An 18,463-nucleotide genomic window follows, 5' to 3' on the forward strand; every position below is an offset into this window, starting at 1 on the left:
TATACTCCATGTTTAACTTTATTTTTTTGCATATGAGATTAAATAGTATTCAAACACTTTTTTTGCTTATTAACCTTACATTGTTCTCTCAAAATAAAACAGTTCAAAAAAAGATCTATTTTAATTCTGAAAATATTTCATCTAAAGGAGCTATAACAATTTTTTCAAAAGAGTATAATTTTGTAGGAGATTATGGGTTTATTCCTCAATATTCAAATACTGATAGAAAAGGAACTACTCATCAAAAATTTCAACAATATTATAAAGGGTTAAAAGTAGAATTTGGAACAGTAATAGTACATTCAAAAAAAGATAAAGTTTTCTTTATTAATGGTGAATTGTATAATGCTAATGATGTTTCGATAGTTCCAGAAAGAACTGCAAATGAATGTTTTCAATTCGCAATAAAAAGAGTAAATGCGAGCTCTTATTTATGGGAAAACGAGATGCAATCTAAGTTAATGGATTATAGAAAACCAGAAGGTGAATTGGTTTTAATTCCGAACCTTAAAAAAGGAATAGTTAATCTAGCCTACAAATACGATATATATGCAACTAATCCAATTTCAAGAGAAGAAATATATATTGATGCAAATACTGGAGAAGTATTATTCTTAAATAAAATCATTAAACACGCAAATGAATTAATTTCAGATAGTGATATTCAAAAACAAAGAGAGAAATTAGAAAACAAAATACTTTATGCAACAGGATCTGCAGATACAAGATATAGTGGAACAAAGGAAATTGAGACAACCTTCGATGGTATTAATTATGTTTTAAAGGATCAAACTAGAGGGTTTGGGGTACATACATTTAATTGTGAAAATACATCTTCTTATCAAAATGTAGATTTTACAGATAATGATAATAATTGGTCTGCAGCAGAATATGATAATCTAGCAAAAGATAATGGAGCGCTTGATGCACATTGGGGAGCAGCAACTACATATGATTTTTGGTTAAATATTTTCGGAAGGAATAGTTTTGATGATAATGGAGCAAGGATTAGAAGCTATGTTCATTTTGGAAATAATTATAACAATGCTACTTGGAATGGTGCTGTTATGACTTATGGAGATGGAAATAGTTTTGATATTTTAACCTCAATTGATGTGTGTGGACATGAAATTGGACATGCTGTTTGTACTTATACGGCTAATTTAGTATATCAAAATGAGTCTGGAGCCATGAATGAAGGGTTTTCGGATATTTGGGGAGCATGTATTGAACATTATGGAAGAACTGGTGGACTTCAGAATCCTATTCCTAATAATGTTTGGCAAATAGGAGAAGATATTTCTAGTACTCCACTACGCTCAATGAGTGATCCTAATTCGGTTAACGACCCAGACACTTATTTAGGAACTAATTGGTATTCTGGAACAGCAGATAGTGGAGGGGTTCATACCAATTCAAGTGTGTTGAATCATTGGTTTTATATTCTTACAGTTGGAGAATCTGGAACAAATAATGCACCAGATCCTGATACTTATAATGTAATTGGTATAGGTATGGAAAAAGCTTCAGAAATTGCCTATTTAGCAGAGAGAGATTATCTTACTCCTAATTCTACCTATGAAGATGCAAGAAATGCAACAATTGAGGTTGTAAGTTCTATTTATTGTTCAAATAGTCCAGAGGCAATTGCTGTAACAAATGCATGGTACGCAGTAAATGTCGGAGAAGAATTTATAGCAGTTCCTGACGATATTGCTTTGTTATCAATAGAAAGTTTAAATAATATTCCTTGTTCATCTAATTCAATAACTAGAGAATTAACTTTAAGAAACCAAGGTTTGAACACAGTTACATCAGCAACTATTTCATACGTTTTAAACGGAAGTTCACCAGTAACTTCTACTTGGAACGGGAATTTAGCACCTTGTACAGAAACGAATCATTCAATAACAATAAATGGGTTAACGAGAGGAGCTCACACACTGGAAGTAACTACGACAATTATTAATGATGGTAGAGCTGAAAATAATAGACGAATTGTTTTATTTTTGATAAATGATGAAGGAGTAATAAATCAAATAAATTCATTTACAGATATTTCAGATGCCTTAATTTCATACGATTCGGAATCTATAACTTCCCAATGGGTTAGGGGAGAAAGAGCGGGTGATGCAATGGAGACAAATGGGAATATTGTTTATACTACCAATCTAACAGCAAACTATCCTAATAATGTAAAATCGTATTTAGTTTCTCAATGTTATAATTTAACGACTGTTTCAGATCCTGTAATCAGTTTCTCAATGCAATATGATTTAGAAGTAAACTGGGATATTGTTTATGTAGAATATTCAACAGACTTTGGAGCGAACTGGCAAGTGCTTGGTGAAATGACAACTAATTGGTATAATAGCGATAGAACACCACAAACTACAGGATCAGATTGTAATAATTGTAAAGGAGCACAGTGGACAGGTTCAGAAACAAATAATACAACTTATTCTTACCCGTTAAGTAATTTAAGTACTCAAACAAATGTTGTTTTTAGAATCGTTTTTCATTCAGACCAAGCCATAAATCAATTAGGAGTAAATATTGATGATTTTGTAATCAGTGGAGCTTTATCAAATGAAAGTTTCAATACCAATACGATATCTATTTATCCCAATCCTTCTAAAGGAATTTTTACTGTTTCGTCTAACACTATAAAATTAAACACGATTGAAGTATTTGATGGTTTAGGAAAGCTTTTGTTTTCTGAAAACGAGGGTTTAAAAAATGCGACAGAAACAAATATAGATTTAACAGGAATGTCTTCAGGAATCTATTTTATTAAAGTTAATTCTGAAAACGGAATTTTTTCTAAAAGAATTGTTAAAGAATAGTTCTATTTTATAAGAACTAGTTCAAAAAAAGTATATTTGTCGTTAAGACTACTTTAAAAAACTAAACAATAAAAATGAAAAATTATATTTTTAAAGGAAGCATATGCTTCCTTTTTTTAGCTTCCTTGTTTAATTCCTGTAAACCAACTCAGCCTACTAAAAAGGTGCCAGTGGGAATAAACACTAATCATATGGACAAATCAGTGCGCCCAGCAGATGATTTCTTCAGATTCGTAAATGGTAAATGGTTAGACAATACTGAAATCCCAGCAGATAGAACAAGATGGGGAAGTTTTGATGAACTTCGTAAGAAAACAGATCAAGATGTAATGCTAATTCTTAAAAAAGCATTAGTAGATAGAACAATAGATCCAAATTCTGATCAAGGGAAAGCAATTAGTCTTTATAAATCAATATTAGATACAGAAACTAGAAACAAGCAAGGAATCACTCCATTAAAACCATATCTAGAGAAAATTGAAGCGATAGAAAACTCAAAAGATTTAGTCGCTTTTATAACAGAAATGGAAAAAGAAGGTGGACTTGGTTTCTTTGGAACTTATGTTGGAACAGATGCTAAAAACAGTACTAGAAATGTAGTGTATTTAGGAACAGGAAGCTTAGGTTTGCCAGACAGAGATTATTATACTTCTGATTCTGCCGATAATAAAGAAAAAAGAGAAAAATATGTTGAGCACGTTTCTAAAATGTTATTGTTTTTAGGGCAAACTGAAGAGCAAGCAAAAACAAACGCAGATGCGATTTTAGCATTAGAAACAAAAATGTCTGAATCAACTTTTGATAGAGTTGAAAGAAGAGATAGAAGAAAGTCATACAATCCAATGACAATGAAAGAGCTAAATAAATTAGTTCCTGCTGTTGCTTGGGAGAATTATTTTGAAGAGATTGGTGTTGGAAAATTAGATACTATCATTGTTTCTCAACCAAAATATATGTCAACACTTCAAGAAATCATCAAAAAAAATGATGTTGCTACTTGGAAAGAATATATGAAATGGACACTATTACGTCAAACTTCTGGCTTATTAAGTACAGAAGTTGGTGATGCTAATTGGGAATTTTATGGAAAAACATTAACAGGAGCAGTAAGGCAACGTCCAGAAGATGAAAGAGCTTTGCAAACCGTTAATGGAACACTTGGAGAAGCCTTAGGGAAACTATATGTTGCTGAAAAATTTCCTGCAGAAGCGAAAGAAAAAGCACAAGCAATGATTGCAAATGTTTTTAAGGCTTTTGAAAACAGAATTGATAATTTACCTTGGATGACAAAAGAGACTAAGGAAAATGCAAAATTGAAATTACGTAAATCAAGAGTTAAAATTGGTTATCCAGACAAATGGAAAGATTATTCTCAATTAGAAATTACAGCTCCTAATGAAGGAGGAACTTATTTCGAAAACATGAAGAATGCTTCTATTTGGGCAACTAGAGAAAACATTGAAAAATTAGGTAAACCGGTCGATAAAGAAGAATGGGGAATGTCACCACAAACGGTAAATGCTTACTTTAACCCTTCTTATAATGAGATTGTATTTCCAGCAGCTATCTTGCAACCACCTTTCTACGATTATAAAGCAGACGAAGCTGTAAATTATGGTGGAATTGGAGCAGTAATCGGACATGAAATTTCTCATGGTTTTGATGATTCTGGATCAAGATATGATTCTGATGGGAATTTAGTAAATTGGTGGAGTGATCAAGATTTGTCTCAATTTACAGGTTTAGGAACTGCTTTGGCAGATCAATATTCAAGCTTACAACCTTTACCAGGTATATTTGTAGATGGTAAATTTACATTAGGTGAAAACATTGGTGATTTAGGTGGTGTTAATGCTGCTTATGATGGATTACAGATTTATTTAAAAGAAAATGGTAACCCAGGTTTAATTGATGGGTTTACGCCAGAACAACGTTTCTTTATTTCTTGGTCAACTATTTGGAGAAGTAAAATGCGTGATGAAGCAATTAAAAACCAAGTAAAAACAGATCCACATTCACCAGGAATGTATCGTGCTTATGTACCTTTACAAAATGTTGATGCATTCTATGAAGCATTTAGCATTAAAGAAGGTGACGGAATGTATATAGCTCCAGAGAAAAGAGTTAAAATTTGGTAATCAAATTTATAATAACATTAGAATCCTAAGTGAAAGCTTAGGATTTTTTTATGCCTTTTTAATTGCTTTATTGACAAGGAATAGACCAATAAGAGTAACAGCACCTCCAATTGCTATAGAAACAGTTAAAGGTTCGTTAAACAATATATAACCAAAAAATAAAGCAACCATAGGGTTAATATAAGCATATAAACTACTCACTTCTTTAGGAAGATTCTCTAAAGCATAGATGAAGGCAATAAATGTTAGTACAGAACCAAAAACCACTAAATAGCCGATGGACCACCATGAAATAGCTGGGATTTCAGATAATGGTACAGTTTCTCCTGTAGTTTCAATTACACTAAAAATAGCAACACAAGAAATTAGCATTTGCAATCCTAAACTAAAATAAGGGTTAAAATTAGTTTTGTTTTCTCGAATATAGATAGAAGATAATGCCCAAGTAAAAGTAGCAATAATAGACAATATTATACCAAATCGAAATTCTGGTTCTAAAAAGTCGTTGAGGTAATCATAAAAAATAACACAAATTCCAGAAAAACAAATTACCAAACCTAAAGCAGCTCTCCAAGATATTTTTTCTCCTCTAAAAAAACTGATAACAACGATCCAAAGTGGAAAAATAGAACCAATAATAGCACCCAAACCACTAGAAATATATTTCACGCCCCAAGTGCTTAAACCATTACTCAACATAAAGTTTAAAATACTCAATATGAGAATATTTCTCCATTGTCTTTTGTTTGGCCAAGGTGCTTTCTTAATTAGGAAATAAGCTAAATAAATGAGCCCGCCAAACAACTGACGGATAGCTACTAATTGCATGGCAGGCATATGTTTTACACCTTCCTTAGATGCAATCCATGTGGTGCCCCAAAAAAAACTAATCCAACAAAGTGCAATAAAAGGTAAACCAACAGCACTTTTTTTTCTTTTAATATATTCGTGAAAAACACTAAAATAAGCCATTTTTAAATCTCTTTTTTGAAAGTATAAGATAATAAAGATTCAATTTTTTTGCTTGAAATGATTTTACCCTTACTTGTAGAATTTTTTGCAAATGTAGGTAAAGCTAAATTCATTTTTTTAGCTTTTTTGTGATAATATTCTATCCTTTTTGGATGTTCAGGAGCAACAACATTAAAGACTTGATTATTTTGCATTTTGTCGGATGGATTTAGTTCGAGTTTTTTCTCAATAACACCTTCAATAATTCCAATACAATCTTCTTGATGAACAAAATTAATAGGAGCATCTGGATTTTCAACATTTTCTTTTCCTGCAAGGTATTTAATAGGATGTCGATCTTCACCAATCAATCCGCCAAATCGGATTATAGTTGAGTCAAAATGAGTGTTTTTTACTAATAATTTTTCAACTTTAACCAATTGTCTGCCACTTTCAGTATCTGGATTTGTTGGTGTTTCTTCTGTAATTTCTTTAATCGGAAAGGTATCACTATAAACAGAAGTGGAACTAATGAAAATTATTTTTTTTACACCAGACTTTTCAATTTCAGTAATTAATAATTTTATTTTATTTACGAATGAAATAGAAGTATCCCTCCTCAACCCAGGTGGAATATCGATAATTAAAATTTCAGAATCGTTTAAAAAATCAGTTATATTTCCTTCTATCTTGTTTTCGAATAGAGAAACTAAATACGGTTGAATTTTATTGGTTTCTAATAATGAAAGTTTATTTTCTGAAGTAGTTGAACCTTTAACCGAAAAACCGTTTTCAATTAATGCTTTGGCTAAAGGCAATCCTAACCAACCACAACCTAGTATGGAAATTTGTTTATTCATATATTTCTTCATCTTCGAATTCTAATATAGGTAATGGTAAATTATTGAAATCTATTTTTGATATTAACTCTAATTGTTTAGCTTCAACCATATAAAAATATAAAATTTGATTTGGAAAATATGCTATTGTAAAATCATCAACTCCTTTTTCTCTACCAATAATTTGACAAGCTTTAAGATATCCTTCTCTTGAATAGGAAAGAAGTTGCATATAGTGGAAAAACAATGGTTTTTCTGGGAGTTCTATTGAAATTAAATAATTTTCATTTTCAGCTATTTTTTTAGCAATAGTATTTGCAATTTCATTACAAGAAATAGGATTGTTGTTTAAAAGAATTTCATTTTCATTTGTTAAATGTAAAGTAATAAGATTTTCATAGTTAAGCTTAAAAGAATTATTTTCAAATAGACCAACAGAATGTTCTTGGTAAATAGCCTCTTTTAATTTTATTTCTTTTGGATATGCAGCAAAAGCGACCTGATAATTTGAATTTCGATTTATTATTCTTAGTATTTTATTAAGATTTTTCATAGAAATATTTTCATCTACATTTAACTGAACAAAAGGGTTGAAAGTACTTGAATTATCATAATAATACTCATCTTTTAGATTTTTGATTAGGGAAACAGAATCGAGTACTTTATTGTTGTAAATAATTTTTAAATCTTTAGTTATAAAAATTTCTTTCTCTTTATGTTTTAATGAAAGTGATTCAGTAAAACGGACTTTTGGTAAGTGGATATTTCCTTTTATATAAGGATTTTGAGAATGTTTTTCTTTAAAATAAGATTCAAAATCAACTAAGTTAATTTGGCTAAAACCAAAAGCTAAAACGGAAATTAATAGAAAAGAGCCCATTAAGTATTTGAAATAATTGCGAATGGTTAAACCTAACCCTTGCCACGATTGAAGAAATAATACAAGTACAATCAATACAAACAAATAAAGATATTCTTCATAAAAACTAAAATACTCATAAAAAACAGGAGCATAATTTACTTTTTGTCCAAAACCAACCATATTTAAAAAACTATACATGGTTGCGAATCTAAAAATCCATAACAAGAAAAACCAAATCCATATATTTTGGTTGTGCACTATTTTTTTCCGCTTGAATTGAATTCGTTTTTCTCCAAATTTTTTACTGGTGTCGAAAATAATTTTTAGAAAAAAACTTTGTCCAATAATTAAAGCTAAAAAAGCATAGAATAAATTATAAAAAAGTAATTCGTTTTCAGAAAAATCTAAATAATTGAAATGATCACTAAAAGTAAGTAAACGAAGTAAATCTCTACCTAAAACAAAAAATTGGTAAATTGAAAAACTAAGTAACAAACCTATTGAAAAACCACACCATAGTCTGAATTTTGAAATAGGAATATTTTGTTTAAAATGAATTCGTTTAGCTAAAGTATTTACTGCCATTTATAATGCTCAATATAAGTATTGTTTGAAATATCGTATTCGTAATATTTTTTGTATTTGAAACCAGTTTTTACAAGAGTAAGTGAGTCGGGTTCAATTTGTTTGTCTAAATGGATATAATTCTTTTCAAGGTTGTTTTTATCAAATGTGACAAGAAAATAATCATTTATAATGTCTGATCTATGTTCTTATTCATCCTCTAAAGTTTGTTTACCATAATAAAGTTTGTTTTTATAGTAAAAATAAAACTTTATAGAATGTGAATTCTCACCGCGAAATATTTTTTTAGTGTAAGCTATACTTTTGCCATCATATTTTTCAATTTCTTCTTGTTTTTCTCTTTTGTTATAAAAGTCTAGAACAAAAAGAAAAACAATTAATAATAATCCAAAAGCATATATGTTACTTTTTCATTCTTTATCTTTTTTCTACAACTTAACTATCTTTCTTAACCAAAACAAACCCATCATTTTCAATTGCCATATAACCTTGGTCGTATATGAAATAATAGGTGTTTCCTGTTTTTGTTTTATAAATCGAAGTAAAAAACTCAAAGTCGAAACCTTTACTCACTAATTTTGTTTTTGTGGTTTTTGTTTTATCCTCTGGATTCAAAGCACATAAAATACGATAGTTTTTACGCAATTTATTATTAATGTTGCGCATTAAATTAGTTTGATCTTTATTTCGTCTATTATTGTAAGAATTTCTACAACCATCGGAACAGAATTTTTTATCTTCTCTTCCTATAATTTTTTCGTTACATTCTAAGCAGTTTTTACTCATGATAATTCATTGTGAGGAACGAAGCAATCTAATCATTCCATTTGTTTGTCTTATTTACCTTTGTTAAAGTTTTAAAATTTATTCTTTCTTGAATCACTTTCGAGAATGGCATATTCAAAATTATCCGACCAACCCGATTTTAATGGTAATATTTGTCGGCAACGTCCTTCTCTTGTCATTCCAACTTTTTCTAAAACTTTAATCGAACCCAAATTTCCCACAGCACAACCTGCTTGAATTCGGTGTAATTTTAATTCATCAAAGCAGAAAATAATGATACTGTTTACTACTTCAGTGGCATACCCTTTATTCCAAAAATCGGAGTGAATCTTGTACCATATTTCTGCTCTATTGTATTTCTTATTTCCGATTTTTATTCCAAACAAACCGATACTCTTATTGTCACTTTGTTGTTTAATTATAAAAGTATAATTGACTATTTCAGTTTTTTTATTTTCTTCAATCCAAGGTGTAATGATGGATTTTGTTTCTTCAATATCTTTTGGAATTCCTAAGGTATTGTATTCGTCGGTTTCAGTTAACGAATGTAATTCATGAATGAAATCTAAATCCGTGTGCTGAATCAATCTTAATTTCGTTCTTTCAGTTACTAATTGAATTTCATTCATTCTTCAAACTGATTTTTATAGGCTAAAGCTTGTTTAATATGTGCCAAATGATGATTACAATGCCATGCATATAAACTCGCAACTTCTTTTAATTGGAACGATTTTTTAGATTCTGGATGAAAATAGGTTCTTTCCCAATCTTCATTTGTCATTGCATTTAGGATTAAAGACCACTTGTAATGAATGGCTTTTAAAATCATCATAGAATGAGAAATATCATCGTTTGAACCATCAACTAAATTTGCCCAGACATCTTCTGCATAAGGTTTTATAGTTGGATTCTCTTCTGTGAGAGCCAATTTAAATCGCATAAATGCATTGATATGACTATCGGAACAATGATGTACTACTTGTTTGATGTTCCAACCCTTTGGACGATACAACCAATTTAATTGTTGAATAGTTAAGTTACTAGTTATTGTCTCTACTTCTTTTGGGAAATTAGTAATTGTTGCTATCCAATTTTCTAATTCTTTTGTAGAAATGGTGTTTGGTGTTTCAAATTCTCCAATTGGAAATTTTAGTTTTTGTAGATTCATCTGATTTGTTTTTCTTAGTCTTAATAGAATTCAAAAATCTGTTGGGTTTTATCTTTCACTTCTTAAAATTAAACACAACTTCTTTTTTAGAATCTTCAAAATAGGCATAGACATTCACTTCATTGTTGGATATTTTTTCAAACGTGAAGTTGTCAAAATACATTCTGTTTTTTTCTTTTTTGATGAATCTAAAATCTTCGGATTTGTCTTTTTCTTCCCAACCTTTTAAGTTACCATCGAAATGTTTAATTTGATACAACAAAGTATTGTCTTTCTCTACAATGTGACCTAATTCATAGAATGCAATTTTACCATCTGAAACGAGTTTGAAACTAAACAGCATTGAGCCACCAGAGGGTGCACTCCAGTTTTCTTCAAATTGTCCTCCAAACGCTTCTCCTTTCCAATTGCCAGCAAGCCATTTAATGTCTTCGAGCGTGGCTTTTTCTGAACCTTTTTCATCATTATAATGCAAGGTGTTTTGTGCAAAATTAGAGAAGCATATTAATAAGAAAAGGAAAAGAAGCTTCTTCATTATTTTAGCTTTTTAAGTTGGTACAAATCGTGCCTTCTGTCTTTCATGGTATTTACACTACCATGTTCATGTAGCTCCTTTAATAAGTTAATATCAACATCTACAATTAATGTCATTTCAGTGTTTGGTGTTGCCTCTGCTTTGATTCCATTACTTGGGAAAGCAAAATCAGAAGGGGTAAACACAGCAGCTTGTGCATATTGAATATCCATATTATTTACTTTTGGTAAATTACCCACACAACCTGCAATGGCAACATAACACTCATTTTCGATCGCTCTAGCTTGTGCACAATGTTTCACACGTGTGTAACCATTCTGTGTGTCTGTAAGGAAAGGAACAAATAAAATATTCATACCTTCATTTGCCATTAAACGCGATAATTCTGGAAATTCAACATCATAACAAATTACAATTCCAATTTTTCCACAGTCAGTATCGAAAGTTTGAATTATGTCTCCACCGGTCATTCCCCAATGGAAAACTTCATTTGGAGTGATGTGAATTTTACGATACATTTCATAAGTCCCATCTCTTCTACATAGAAAACCAACATTAAATACGTGTCCGCCTTCTAAATAAGGCATACTGCCACTAATGATATTAATATTATAGGATATAGCATATTTTTGAAATTTTTCACGAATAGCATCAGTATGTTTTGCTAATTCCTTTATAGCTTCAGCTTCTGAAAGATGATTATAATCTGCCATTAATGGAGCTGTGAATAATTCGGGAAATAAAGCAAAATCGCTTCCATAACCAGAGACAGCATCAATAAAGAATTCGGCTTGTTCGAATAAAGCGTCTAAGTTGTTCAAGGAGCGCATTTGCCACTGTATTAAACCTAAACGAACAACACTTTTATCTACATTGATTAGTTTTTTGTTGTCTTCATAATAAATGTTATTCCATTCTAATAATACAGCATATTCTAATGATTCTGAATCTCCTGCTAAATAATTTTTTAGTACACGAACTTCATGGAAATCATTGCTTAACTGAAAGGATAAAACAGGATCGTATACTTCTTTTTTCTTTACTTTTTCTATGTAAACTTTTGGGGTAATTTCGTTTGCGTATTTTCCATAACTAGGTATTCTTCCTGCAAAAATAATGGAACGAAGGTTTAATTGTTCACATAATTCTTTTCTAGCGTCGTAAAGTCTTCTTCCTAAACGTAGACCTCTGTAATTAGGATTGATAAAAACATCTATGCCATATAAAACATCTCCAAATTCATTATGAGTCGAAAATGTATAGTTTCCTGTAATATCTTTATATGTTTTTGTTTTGAAGGCAAAATTTTCAGTTACTAAAATAGATAAAGCAGAACCAACAACAACACCGTCTGCTACAATAACCAGTTGTCCTTCTGGAAAAACTTTTAATAGCTTTTTAATATCGTCTTCTTTCCAATATGAACCTGCCATTTCTGGATATGACTCAATCATTGATTTCTTTAATTCTTTGTAATCTTCAATCTGTAAATTTCTTAATGCTACTTTCTTAATTGTACTTGACATATAAATTATTTGGTTTGTATCAAAGATAGAAAAAATACTATCCGTTTACAAACGCTTACAATTATTTACAACCGAAAGTAAATAGATAACTACCGAATAATTTTTGAAAGCCGAATAATCTTTGCACTGTCGAAATGAAACAAGTGAAATTGTATTATCAACAAGCAAATCTTTTATTTGACAAAGAACAAATTATATAAATATTAAATTTTACACGCCATGAAAAACAAAGTGCAATTAATCGGACACGTTGGTCAAGAACCAGAAATTAAAACATTAGATGCTGGAAAAAAAATAGCTAATTTATCTATAGCTACTAATGAAGTATATTATCGTGACAATGGTGATAAAGTTGAAAAAACAGAATGGCACCGTGTTACTGCTTGGGGGAAAACAGCCGATATTATTGAAAAATATGTTACTAAAGGTAAAGAAATAGGTATCGAAGGAAGATTATCAAACAGAAGTTATGATGACAAAGAAGGTGTTAAGCGTTATGTTACCGAAATAATAGCGCATGAAGTTTTGCTTTTAGGGAAATAATTTTCAAAAAATAGCCATCGTTTTCTACATATCGGTGGCTATTTTTAAAATATAGATTTTGCTGCTTTATATGTATTTGCATGAGCATCAATAATAGTTTTAATATCTGGTGAATAACCACCACCCATAGAAACTTGTACAGGAATTTGAAATTGAGAACAAAGATTGAATACAATTTCATCTCTTTTTTTGCATCCATCAATAGAACAAGATAGTTTGCCAAGTTTATCGCTTTCTAAAATATCAACACCAGCTAAATAGAAGATGAAATCTGGTTTTTGTTCATTAATTAGTTTTGGAATTATGCTTTGTATTATCGTTAAAAACGCATCATCAGTTGTGTTATTTTCAAATGCAATATCTAAGTCGGATTTTTCCTTTTTGAAAGGGTAATTCGTTTTTCCATGTGTTGAAAAAGTAAAAACACTTGAATTTCCTTGAAAAATTTCGGCTGTTCCATTTCCTTGATGTACGTCTAAATCAATTATTAAAATTTTTGTAGCGAATTTTTTATCAAGAAGAAATTGTGCAGCAATAGCTTGATCGTTTAATAAACAAAAGGCTTCGCCATGAGTAGAATAAGCATGATGAGTTCCACCAGCAATATTAAATGAAACTTTAGTCGTTAATGCTTTTTGAGCACCGACAATTGTTCCTTCTGCAATTCTTAATTCACGTTCCACTAATGCTGCGGAAAGTGGAAAGCCAATTTTTCGTGCAGATCTAGGGTTGAGACTTAAGTTTAGTAAATGGTTTACATATTCTTCTGTGTGAATATTTAGTATTGGTTCAATTTTACAGATTTCTGGTTCAAAAAAATCAGAGGCTTCTGCAATTCCTTCATGTAGTAATTGTTGTGGTAACAATTCATATTTTAACATGGGAAAACGATGTCCTTCGGGTAGAGGATGTTTATATATTGGGTGATATGCAATTGGGAACATATAGGTTTACTATTGAATTCCGTCTTGAAACTTTGTTAATACTATCGCCTTGTTTTTTTTATCATAATGGCATAAAATGTAATAGTTGTCAAAAGGGAAATAATGTTCGTATCTGATATTTTTATTATTAGAGGTAAATTGATTTATTTTATCAATGAATAGAGGTTCATTATTTTCAGTTTCTTCAAAACTAGAATTTAGTACAACTTCAAAAGTGGTATTTTGAATGACTAAATCACCACTAAAAGTATCATAATCAAATCCATTATAACCAGCTGCAACAGAAGTCATCGCTAAACCAACTCCAAGTAGTAAATCGCTATTTCTTCTAATGTCTTTAGAGCCTCCAAAAGTAGCAATGTAATTTCCGTTGTAATTATAAATTAAAGCTCCAATTTTTGTATTGGAAGTTTTATTGATGAATTTTTTAGTATTCTTTAATTTCCGAGGAGAACTGTTCGAAGTCTGACTATAAAATGTGCTATTTTTAAAAGGACTTGGGTTAATTTTGTCAATTGTATAGCTGTTAATAAGATTCTTATTCGTGTAATCTAGGATTTGTATTTGGAATATATCTTTATTAGATTTTAATTGGAACAAATAATTATTAACTAGTAATGAGTTTGATTGTTTTATGTTTTTTTCGGTAGTGTTTTGCAAAAAAACAGATTCATTAACTTCAAAAGTAGATAAGTTTAATTCTAATACTTGGGTTTTAGTAGTAACATGATCTAGAGTAAAAATGAGTGTGTCGTTGTGTAAATAGTATTTCAATTTACTTGTTCCTGCTTCAAAAGAATTAAATCCTTTTTTTTCAATTTTGGTTAATCCATATTCCTTGAGTAAATCAGAAATAGTTGTCTTGTTTTGTTTGTCATCTTTAAAGTTATATTTCGAAAAATCTAAAGTGTTTTTTTGAATTGTTTTCCCTTTTAAAGAGATTAATTGTATTGCTTTTGATTCTTTATCTTCAATTAGAAAATAATAGGTTCCTTTTTCTGAAAATTCATTAAATATAAAAGCTTCTTTTAAGTTTACATTTAACTCAATTGTTTTCGTTACTCTATTCTCAAAATCAAATTCTATTCCTATAATTTCTTCATAATTTTTTGTTGCCCAATACAATATAGGATTATTGTTTTCTAAGAAACTGGAACCTAATAAAAAGTTGTATTCGTTTGGTTTTTTAATAGTTAAACTGTCAGAGAAGAAAACGGAACTATTAAATCTTGCACCAAAAATAGATTCTTTGTCAGATGCAAAAGTAAAAATTTCGGAAGTAATGGGATTAACATTAGTTGTTAATTGATGGTAATCGTTATTTTTTTTAAATTCAAAATTTACATCCGTCAATCGGATTTGGCTAAAAAGTGAAAATGTTATAATAAAAAAAAATAAAAAGAAGCTCTTTTTCATGTTCAATTAGAATCAGTTATGAATCAAATATAAAGGAAAAAGAGCTTATTATAAAGTTAAATATTTTGTAAAACTTATTTCGTAAGGAAATTTATGAATTTAAAACTGTTTTTACATCGCTAATATTTGAAAGCGCTAAAAACTTTTCGTGTTCAACTTTAAAATCAATTTTTTCATATTCCCAAGTAGTATGGTACGGAATATGAATTCCATAACCACCAATATTTAAAATAGGTAAAACATCCGATTTTAGAGAATTTCCAATCATTAAAAAATCTTTCGCTCGAATATCCAAACGACCTAGCATTTTCTCATAATCTATTTCTTTCTTGTCGCTTAAAACTTCAATATGGTGAAAATAATGACCTAAACCGGAGTCGTGTAATTTTCTATGTTGGTCTTTTAAATCTCCTTTAGTTGCAACAATTAGTTTGTAATTTCCTTGCAGGGCTTTTAAGACTTCTTCAACATTGGGTAATAACTCTACAGGCTTTAGTAATAAATCATTACCTATAGCAATTATCTTTTCGATTCCTTTTCCTGATATTTGATGTTTGGTTAATTGTAAAGCAGTTTCAATCATTGACAATGTAAAAGCTTTAATTCCAAAACCATATAATGGCAAGTTTTTAACTTGGTGATTTAATATTGAACCTAAAATTTCTTGACTAGAAGCATAATCTTGAAATAATTCGCAAAAACGCTCTTGCGCTTCATCAAAATAAGGTTCGTTGTGCCAAAGCGTATCATCTGCATCGAAAGCTATAGTTTTTGGAGAGAAATTCATTGTTTTATTGTTTTTTAGAATGGTGAACAATCAAAATTACTATTTTTGAAATGATAAAGAAAGAATAAAACTAATAAAAAATTCATTTAAATAAAACTACACTTTAGGGTAAAGCACTATGTTTGCATTAGCGCTATTTTTGTATTAAAATTAATGAAATGGAAACACGATATAGTAGAAACAGAATATACCTTACAGAAGAGGAACAAGCTTTAATTAAGGATTACCCTATATTGCTTGGAGGTAGCGGAATTGGTAGTGTAATTGCAGAATGTGCGCTACGTTTTGGTTTTGAGAATATAACTATTATAGATGGTGATCAGGTTGAATTAACCAACTTGAATAGACAGAACTATACGGAAGAAGATATAGCAGTAGATAAAACAGAGGCACTTTTCAAGAGATTAAAACAGATAAACAAGAATGCGAAGATTACCTGCCATAATTGTTTTCTAACGACAGCTAATGTTGAAGAATACATTACAGGTCATAAAATCGCTATTAATGCATTAGATTTCTCGTCTGATGTTCCATTAGTGTTCGACAAAATTTGTCAAGAACAAAACATACCCGTTTTACATCCTTACAATTTAGGATGGGGAGGTTTAGTAACCGTAATTACACCAGATAGTTTATCATTAAGTTCTTTAGCAAAACCCAATGAAAAGTTTAATGAGGTTAATATGGTAGAATATGCTTCGAGTTATTCCAGATTTTGGGGAAATCCACAAAAATGGTTAGAAGATATTATTGAGGAGTATAAAAACGAAAAAGAAGTTTTACCGCCACCACAACTTTCTATTGCTTCTTGGATAGTTGCTGCAATGTGTACCCATTTACTTTTTAATATTGCTACAGAAAAAGAATTTAAAATTTTTCCAGAGTTTTATCTACAAACAATAAACAATTAAATGAGTTTATTGTTTGTAGCATAAGCTACGGCTTCAGAAATATTATTTACTCCTAATTTATCAAACAGTTTTTTTCTGTGAAACTTAACAGTATCTGGTGAAACAAAAATAGCTTCAGCAATTTCATTAATAGTAAATCCTCTAATTGAAAAGCTTAATACTTCTTTTTCTCTTTCTGATAATTCTATTTTCCCTTCCGACTTCCAAAAATCACCTTCAAGGTCATATCTAAAAATTTTATTATCTCCTTTTTTAAAGATTCTTATATTTCCAGAATCATGTTCGTTAGATAACGAAACAATGCAAATTGCTTTCCAGATTTTACCATCGTTTGTTAGGAATAAAGGAGTTAACTTTTGATTAATTAAGATCGTTTTTTCCTTCTTGATTTTTTAAATGGAAATCATAAGAAATGGTGTGAAATTTACGATCTTCTATTGGTATTTTCTCATAAAATTCAAAACCGACTTCATTTACTTTTAAAAGTAAATCAAGATCTTTTTTAATTACATATTTAAAATAAAATAAATATCCCATTTCTGTAACTTCATCTCCAGTATGTCCACAAAGAAATAGTGGATTGTCAGAAACGTAATCAAATCCTTTTTTTTGATAATCAATAACATAAATACTATTATAAGTAGTTCTTGATAACGCTTTTATAGGTTCTAAATAGTTTTCTGTTTGTTTCTGTTCGTCATCAGAAATGTTATTAACTGTATTTTTAAATGAAAAAAAACCGTCTATATCTTCCATGTTTATTTATTTGTACCCAAATATAAGTTTTTTTTAGAATAAAATCTAGTTTACTACACTTAAGGGTAGTTTTTATGTAACATGTTCATTACTACTATTTTGGGTAATGGATACCTTGAGTAGGTTGAATAGCTTTGAAAGTAAATCAAGGCATTATGATACTTATAGAAAACCACTTAGAAAGATTAAGAACAAACGAGATAAAAAACTTATCTGAATTTGTAGTTAGAGAAAATTTTAAACATCATACAAATAATATACTTCCTACAGGTTATGAAAATGATGTAATGGAAATTTACTTAGAAGAGATGAATTACATTAATAATTCTGAAATTTTTGTTACTAGAGATTCTTCAGGAAATATCTTAGGTTCTATTCGTGTTTTAAAATGGGACTATGTAAGCACACTTCCTTTACAGAAGATTTTTGATATTAATCCTTTATCAGTAATTGGAGATATTCAATTAAATGACATTTGGCATATTGGTCGATTTGCAATTAATAAAGAGGTGAGTGATGTCAATCTATTTAAAAAATTAATGGTTTGTGCTATTTCTCCAATTTGTCAGTATAAAGGGAATATCGCTTTTGCAGAATGCGATAGTAAGTTATTACGTGTATTAAGACTATTAGGAATTAAAGCAAATGTAATAGGAGAGTCAATAGACTATTTAGGCTCGGAAACAATTCCTGTTAGTATGTCTTATGACGGTTTGATTGAGTTTTATAATGCTAATAAAGGATTAGTATCTAATGAAGTACTAAATCAGTCACCTGAAAAAACGGAACTACCTGAAAGTGTAGTTTTTAGTACTCTTAGTTACAACTACTCTTTGGTGTAGTAAAGAAGGGAGAATTGTTGATTAGTTT

Annotated in this window: 16 protein-coding genes and 1 pseudogene; 5 read left to right on the forward strand and 12 right to left on the reverse strand. The window is 29.8% G+C overall.

Features of this window, described 5'->3' with window-relative positions:
* The first annotated feature begins 32 nt into the window (after positions 1–32).
* Positions 33–2,846 (forward strand): M4 family metallopeptidase, encoded by a 2,814-nt coding sequence (locus tag L2Z92_RS06665; protein ID WP_236458059.1) that lies wholly within the window; start codon positions 33–35, stop codon positions 2,844–2,846.
* 74 nt (positions 2,847–2,920) lie between these two features.
* Entirely contained in the window at positions 2,921–4,984 is a 2,064-nt protein-coding gene (locus tag L2Z92_RS06670) for a M13 family metallopeptidase (RefSeq protein WP_379678177.1), read from the forward strand.
* 48 nt (positions 4,985–5,032) lie between these two features.
* Here L2Z92_RS06670 and L2Z92_RS06675 read toward each other — a convergent pair whose 3' ends face one another.
* From L2Z92_RS06675 to L2Z92_RS06710, 8 genes are all read right to left on the reverse strand, one after another.
* Positions 5,033–5,956 (reverse strand): DMT family transporter, encoded by a 924-nt coding sequence (locus tag L2Z92_RS06675; RefSeq protein WP_236458061.1) that lies wholly within the window; start codon positions 5,954–5,956, stop codon positions 5,033–5,035.
* Positions 5,957–5,958: 2 nt separating this feature from the next.
* The gene (locus L2Z92_RS06680; protein ID WP_236458062.1) at positions 5,959–6,795 is read right to left on the reverse strand and encodes an NAD(P)H-binding protein; all 837 of its coding nucleotides are present in this window, start codon (positions 6,793–6,795) and stop codon (positions 5,959–5,961) included.
* Complete coding sequence (locus L2Z92_RS06685; RefSeq protein WP_236458063.1) at positions 6,788–8,221, reverse strand: ExbD/TolR family protein; 1,434 nt, start codon at positions 8,219–8,221, stop codon at positions 6,788–6,790. Before L2Z92_RS06685 ends, L2Z92_RS06680 begins: the two co-directional genes overlap by 8 nt.
* A 435-nt stretch (positions 8,222–8,656) precedes the next feature.
* Positions 8,657–9,007, reverse strand: coding sequence for a hypothetical protein (locus L2Z92_RS06690; RefSeq protein ID WP_236458064.1), 351 nt, complete (start codon positions 9,005–9,007; stop codon positions 8,657–8,659).
* A gap of 71 nt (positions 9,008–9,078) precedes the next feature.
* On the reverse strand, positions 9,079–9,636 hold the full coding sequence (locus tag L2Z92_RS06695; RefSeq protein ID WP_236458065.1) for a GNAT family N-acetyltransferase: 558 nt from the start codon (positions 9,634–9,636) through the stop codon (positions 9,079–9,081).
* Complete coding sequence (locus L2Z92_RS06700; protein ID WP_236458066.1) at positions 9,633–10,175, reverse strand: YfiT family bacillithiol transferase; 543 nt, start codon at positions 10,173–10,175, stop codon at positions 9,633–9,635. The genes L2Z92_RS06695 and L2Z92_RS06700 overlap by 4 nt, the downstream gene beginning before the upstream one ends.
* Positions 10,176–10,230: 55 nt before the next feature.
* Positions 10,231–10,710, reverse strand: a complete 480-nt coding sequence (locus tag L2Z92_RS06705) for a DUF6265 family protein (protein ID WP_236458067.1) — start codon at positions 10,708–10,710, stop codon at positions 10,231–10,233.
* The gene (locus L2Z92_RS06710; protein ID WP_236458068.1) at positions 10,710–12,236 is read right to left on the reverse strand and encodes a carbon-nitrogen hydrolase family protein; all 1,527 of its coding nucleotides are present in this window, start codon (positions 12,234–12,236) and stop codon (positions 10,710–10,712) included. The genes L2Z92_RS06705 and L2Z92_RS06710 overlap by 1 nt, the downstream gene beginning before the upstream one ends.
* Positions 12,237–12,455: 219 nt before the next feature.
* Here L2Z92_RS06710 and L2Z92_RS06715 point away from each other — a divergent pair, with 219 nt between their 5' ends.
* Entirely contained in the window at positions 12,456–12,779 is a 324-nt protein-coding gene (locus tag L2Z92_RS06715) for a single-stranded DNA-binding protein (RefSeq protein WP_236458069.1), read from the forward strand.
* A gap of 44 nt (positions 12,780–12,823) precedes the next feature.
* Here L2Z92_RS06715 and L2Z92_RS06720 read toward each other — a convergent pair whose 3' ends face one another.
* From L2Z92_RS06720 to L2Z92_RS06730, 3 genes are all read right to left on the reverse strand, one after another.
* Positions 12,824–13,723 carry a histone deacetylase family protein gene (locus L2Z92_RS06720; RefSeq protein WP_236458070.1) on the reverse strand — a complete coding sequence of 300 codons (900 nt, stop codon included), beginning with the start codon at positions 13,721–13,723 and terminating at the stop codon, positions 12,824–12,826.
* 9 nt (positions 13,724–13,732) lie between these two features.
* Positions 13,733–15,139 carry a hypothetical protein gene (locus L2Z92_RS06725; RefSeq protein ID WP_236458071.1) on the reverse strand — a complete coding sequence of 469 codons (1,407 nt, stop codon included), beginning with the start codon at positions 15,137–15,139 and terminating at the stop codon, positions 13,733–13,735.
* A 91-nt stretch (positions 15,140–15,230) separates the two neighbouring features.
* Complete coding sequence (locus tag L2Z92_RS06730) at positions 15,231–15,926, reverse strand: HAD family hydrolase (protein WP_236458072.1); 696 nt, start codon at positions 15,924–15,926, stop codon at positions 15,231–15,233.
* Between the two features lie 158 nt (positions 15,927–16,084).
* Between L2Z92_RS06730 and L2Z92_RS06735 the strand changes: the two genes are divergently transcribed.
* Positions 16,085–16,837 carry a ThiF family adenylyltransferase gene (locus tag L2Z92_RS06735; RefSeq protein ID WP_236458073.1) on the forward strand — a complete coding sequence of 251 codons (753 nt, stop codon included), beginning with the start codon at positions 16,085–16,087 and terminating at the stop codon, positions 16,835–16,837.
* Here L2Z92_RS06735 and L2Z92_RS06740 read toward each other — a convergent pair.
* Positions 16,834–17,593, reverse strand: a pseudogene (locus tag L2Z92_RS06740) (response regulator transcription factor). The gene L2Z92_RS06735 and the pseudogene L2Z92_RS06740 sit on opposite strands and share 4 nt — an antisense overlap.
* Positions 17,594–17,748: 155 nt before the next feature.
* On the opposite strand from L2Z92_RS06740, the gene L2Z92_RS06745 reads away from it, so the two are divergent.
* The gene (locus tag L2Z92_RS06745) at positions 17,749–18,435 is read left to right on the forward strand and encodes a hypothetical protein (RefSeq protein ID WP_236458074.1); all 687 of its coding nucleotides are present in this window, start codon (positions 17,749–17,751) and stop codon (positions 18,433–18,435) included.
* Positions 18,436–18,463 lie beyond the last annotated feature (28 nt).

This window comes from Flavobacterium jumunjinense (assembly GCF_021650975.2).
GTDB classification, from domain to species: domain Bacteria; phylum Bacteroidota; class Bacteroidia; order Flavobacteriales; family Flavobacteriaceae; genus Flavobacterium; species Flavobacterium jumunjinense.

What these genes read in the sequence shown, in the direction of transcription:
- L2Z92_RS06720 (WP_236458070.1), bottom strand. Translation starts at nt 13,723, where the DNA reads ATGTTCCCAATTGCATATCACCCAATATATAAACATCCTCTACCCGAA.
- L2Z92_RS06705 (WP_236458067.1), bottom strand. Translation starts at nt 10,710, where the DNA reads ATGAAGAAGCTTCTTTTCCTTTTCTTATTAATATGCTTCTCTAATTTT.
- L2Z92_RS06670 (WP_379678177.1), top strand. Translation starts at nt 2,921, where the DNA reads ATGAAAAATTATATTTTTAAAGGAAGCATATGCTTCCTTTTTTTAGCT.
- L2Z92_RS06680 (WP_236458062.1), bottom strand. Translation starts at nt 6,795, where the DNA reads ATGAATAAACAAATTTCCATACTAGGTTGTGGTTGGTTAGGATTGCCT.
- L2Z92_RS06700 (WP_236458066.1), bottom strand. Translation starts at nt 10,175, where the DNA reads ATGAATCTACAAAAACTAAAATTTCCAATTGGAGAATTTGAAACACCA.
- L2Z92_RS06725 (WP_236458071.1), bottom strand. Translation starts at nt 15,139, where the DNA reads ATGAAAAAGAGCTTCTTTTTATTTTTTTTTATTATAACATTTTCACTT.
- L2Z92_RS06745 (WP_236458074.1), top strand. Translation starts at nt 17,749, where the DNA reads ATGATACTTATAGAAAACCACTTAGAAAGATTAAGAACAAACGAGATA.
- L2Z92_RS06685 (WP_236458063.1), bottom strand. Translation starts at nt 8,221, where the DNA reads ATGGCAGTAAATACTTTAGCTAAACGAATTCATTTTAAACAAAATATT.
- L2Z92_RS06690 (WP_236458064.1), bottom strand. Translation starts at nt 9,007, where the DNA reads ATGAGTAAAAACTGCTTAGAATGTAACGAAAAAATTATAGGAAGAGAA.
- L2Z92_RS06675 (WP_236458061.1), bottom strand. Translation starts at nt 5,956, where the DNA reads ATGGCTTATTTTAGTGTTTTTCACGAATATATTAAAAGAAAAAAAAGT.
- L2Z92_RS06695 (WP_236458065.1), bottom strand. Translation starts at nt 9,636, where the DNA reads ATGAATGAAATTCAATTAGTAACTGAAAGAACGAAATTAAGATTGATT.
- L2Z92_RS06730 (WP_236458072.1), bottom strand. Translation starts at nt 15,926, where the DNA reads ATGAATTTCTCTCCAAAAACTATAGCTTTCGATGCAGATGATACGCTT.
- L2Z92_RS06665 (WP_236458059.1), top strand. Translation starts at nt 33, where the DNA reads ATGAGATTAAATAGTATTCAAACACTTTTTTTGCTTATTAACCTTACA.
- L2Z92_RS06735 (WP_236458073.1), top strand. Translation starts at nt 16,085, where the DNA reads ATGGAAACACGATATAGTAGAAACAGAATATACCTTACAGAAGAGGAA.
- L2Z92_RS06715 (WP_236458069.1), top strand. Translation starts at nt 12,456, where the DNA reads ATGAAAAACAAAGTGCAATTAATCGGACACGTTGGTCAAGAACCAGAA.
- L2Z92_RS06710 (WP_236458068.1), bottom strand. Translation starts at nt 12,236, where the DNA reads ATGTCAAGTACAATTAAGAAAGTAGCATTAAGAAATTTACAGATTGAA.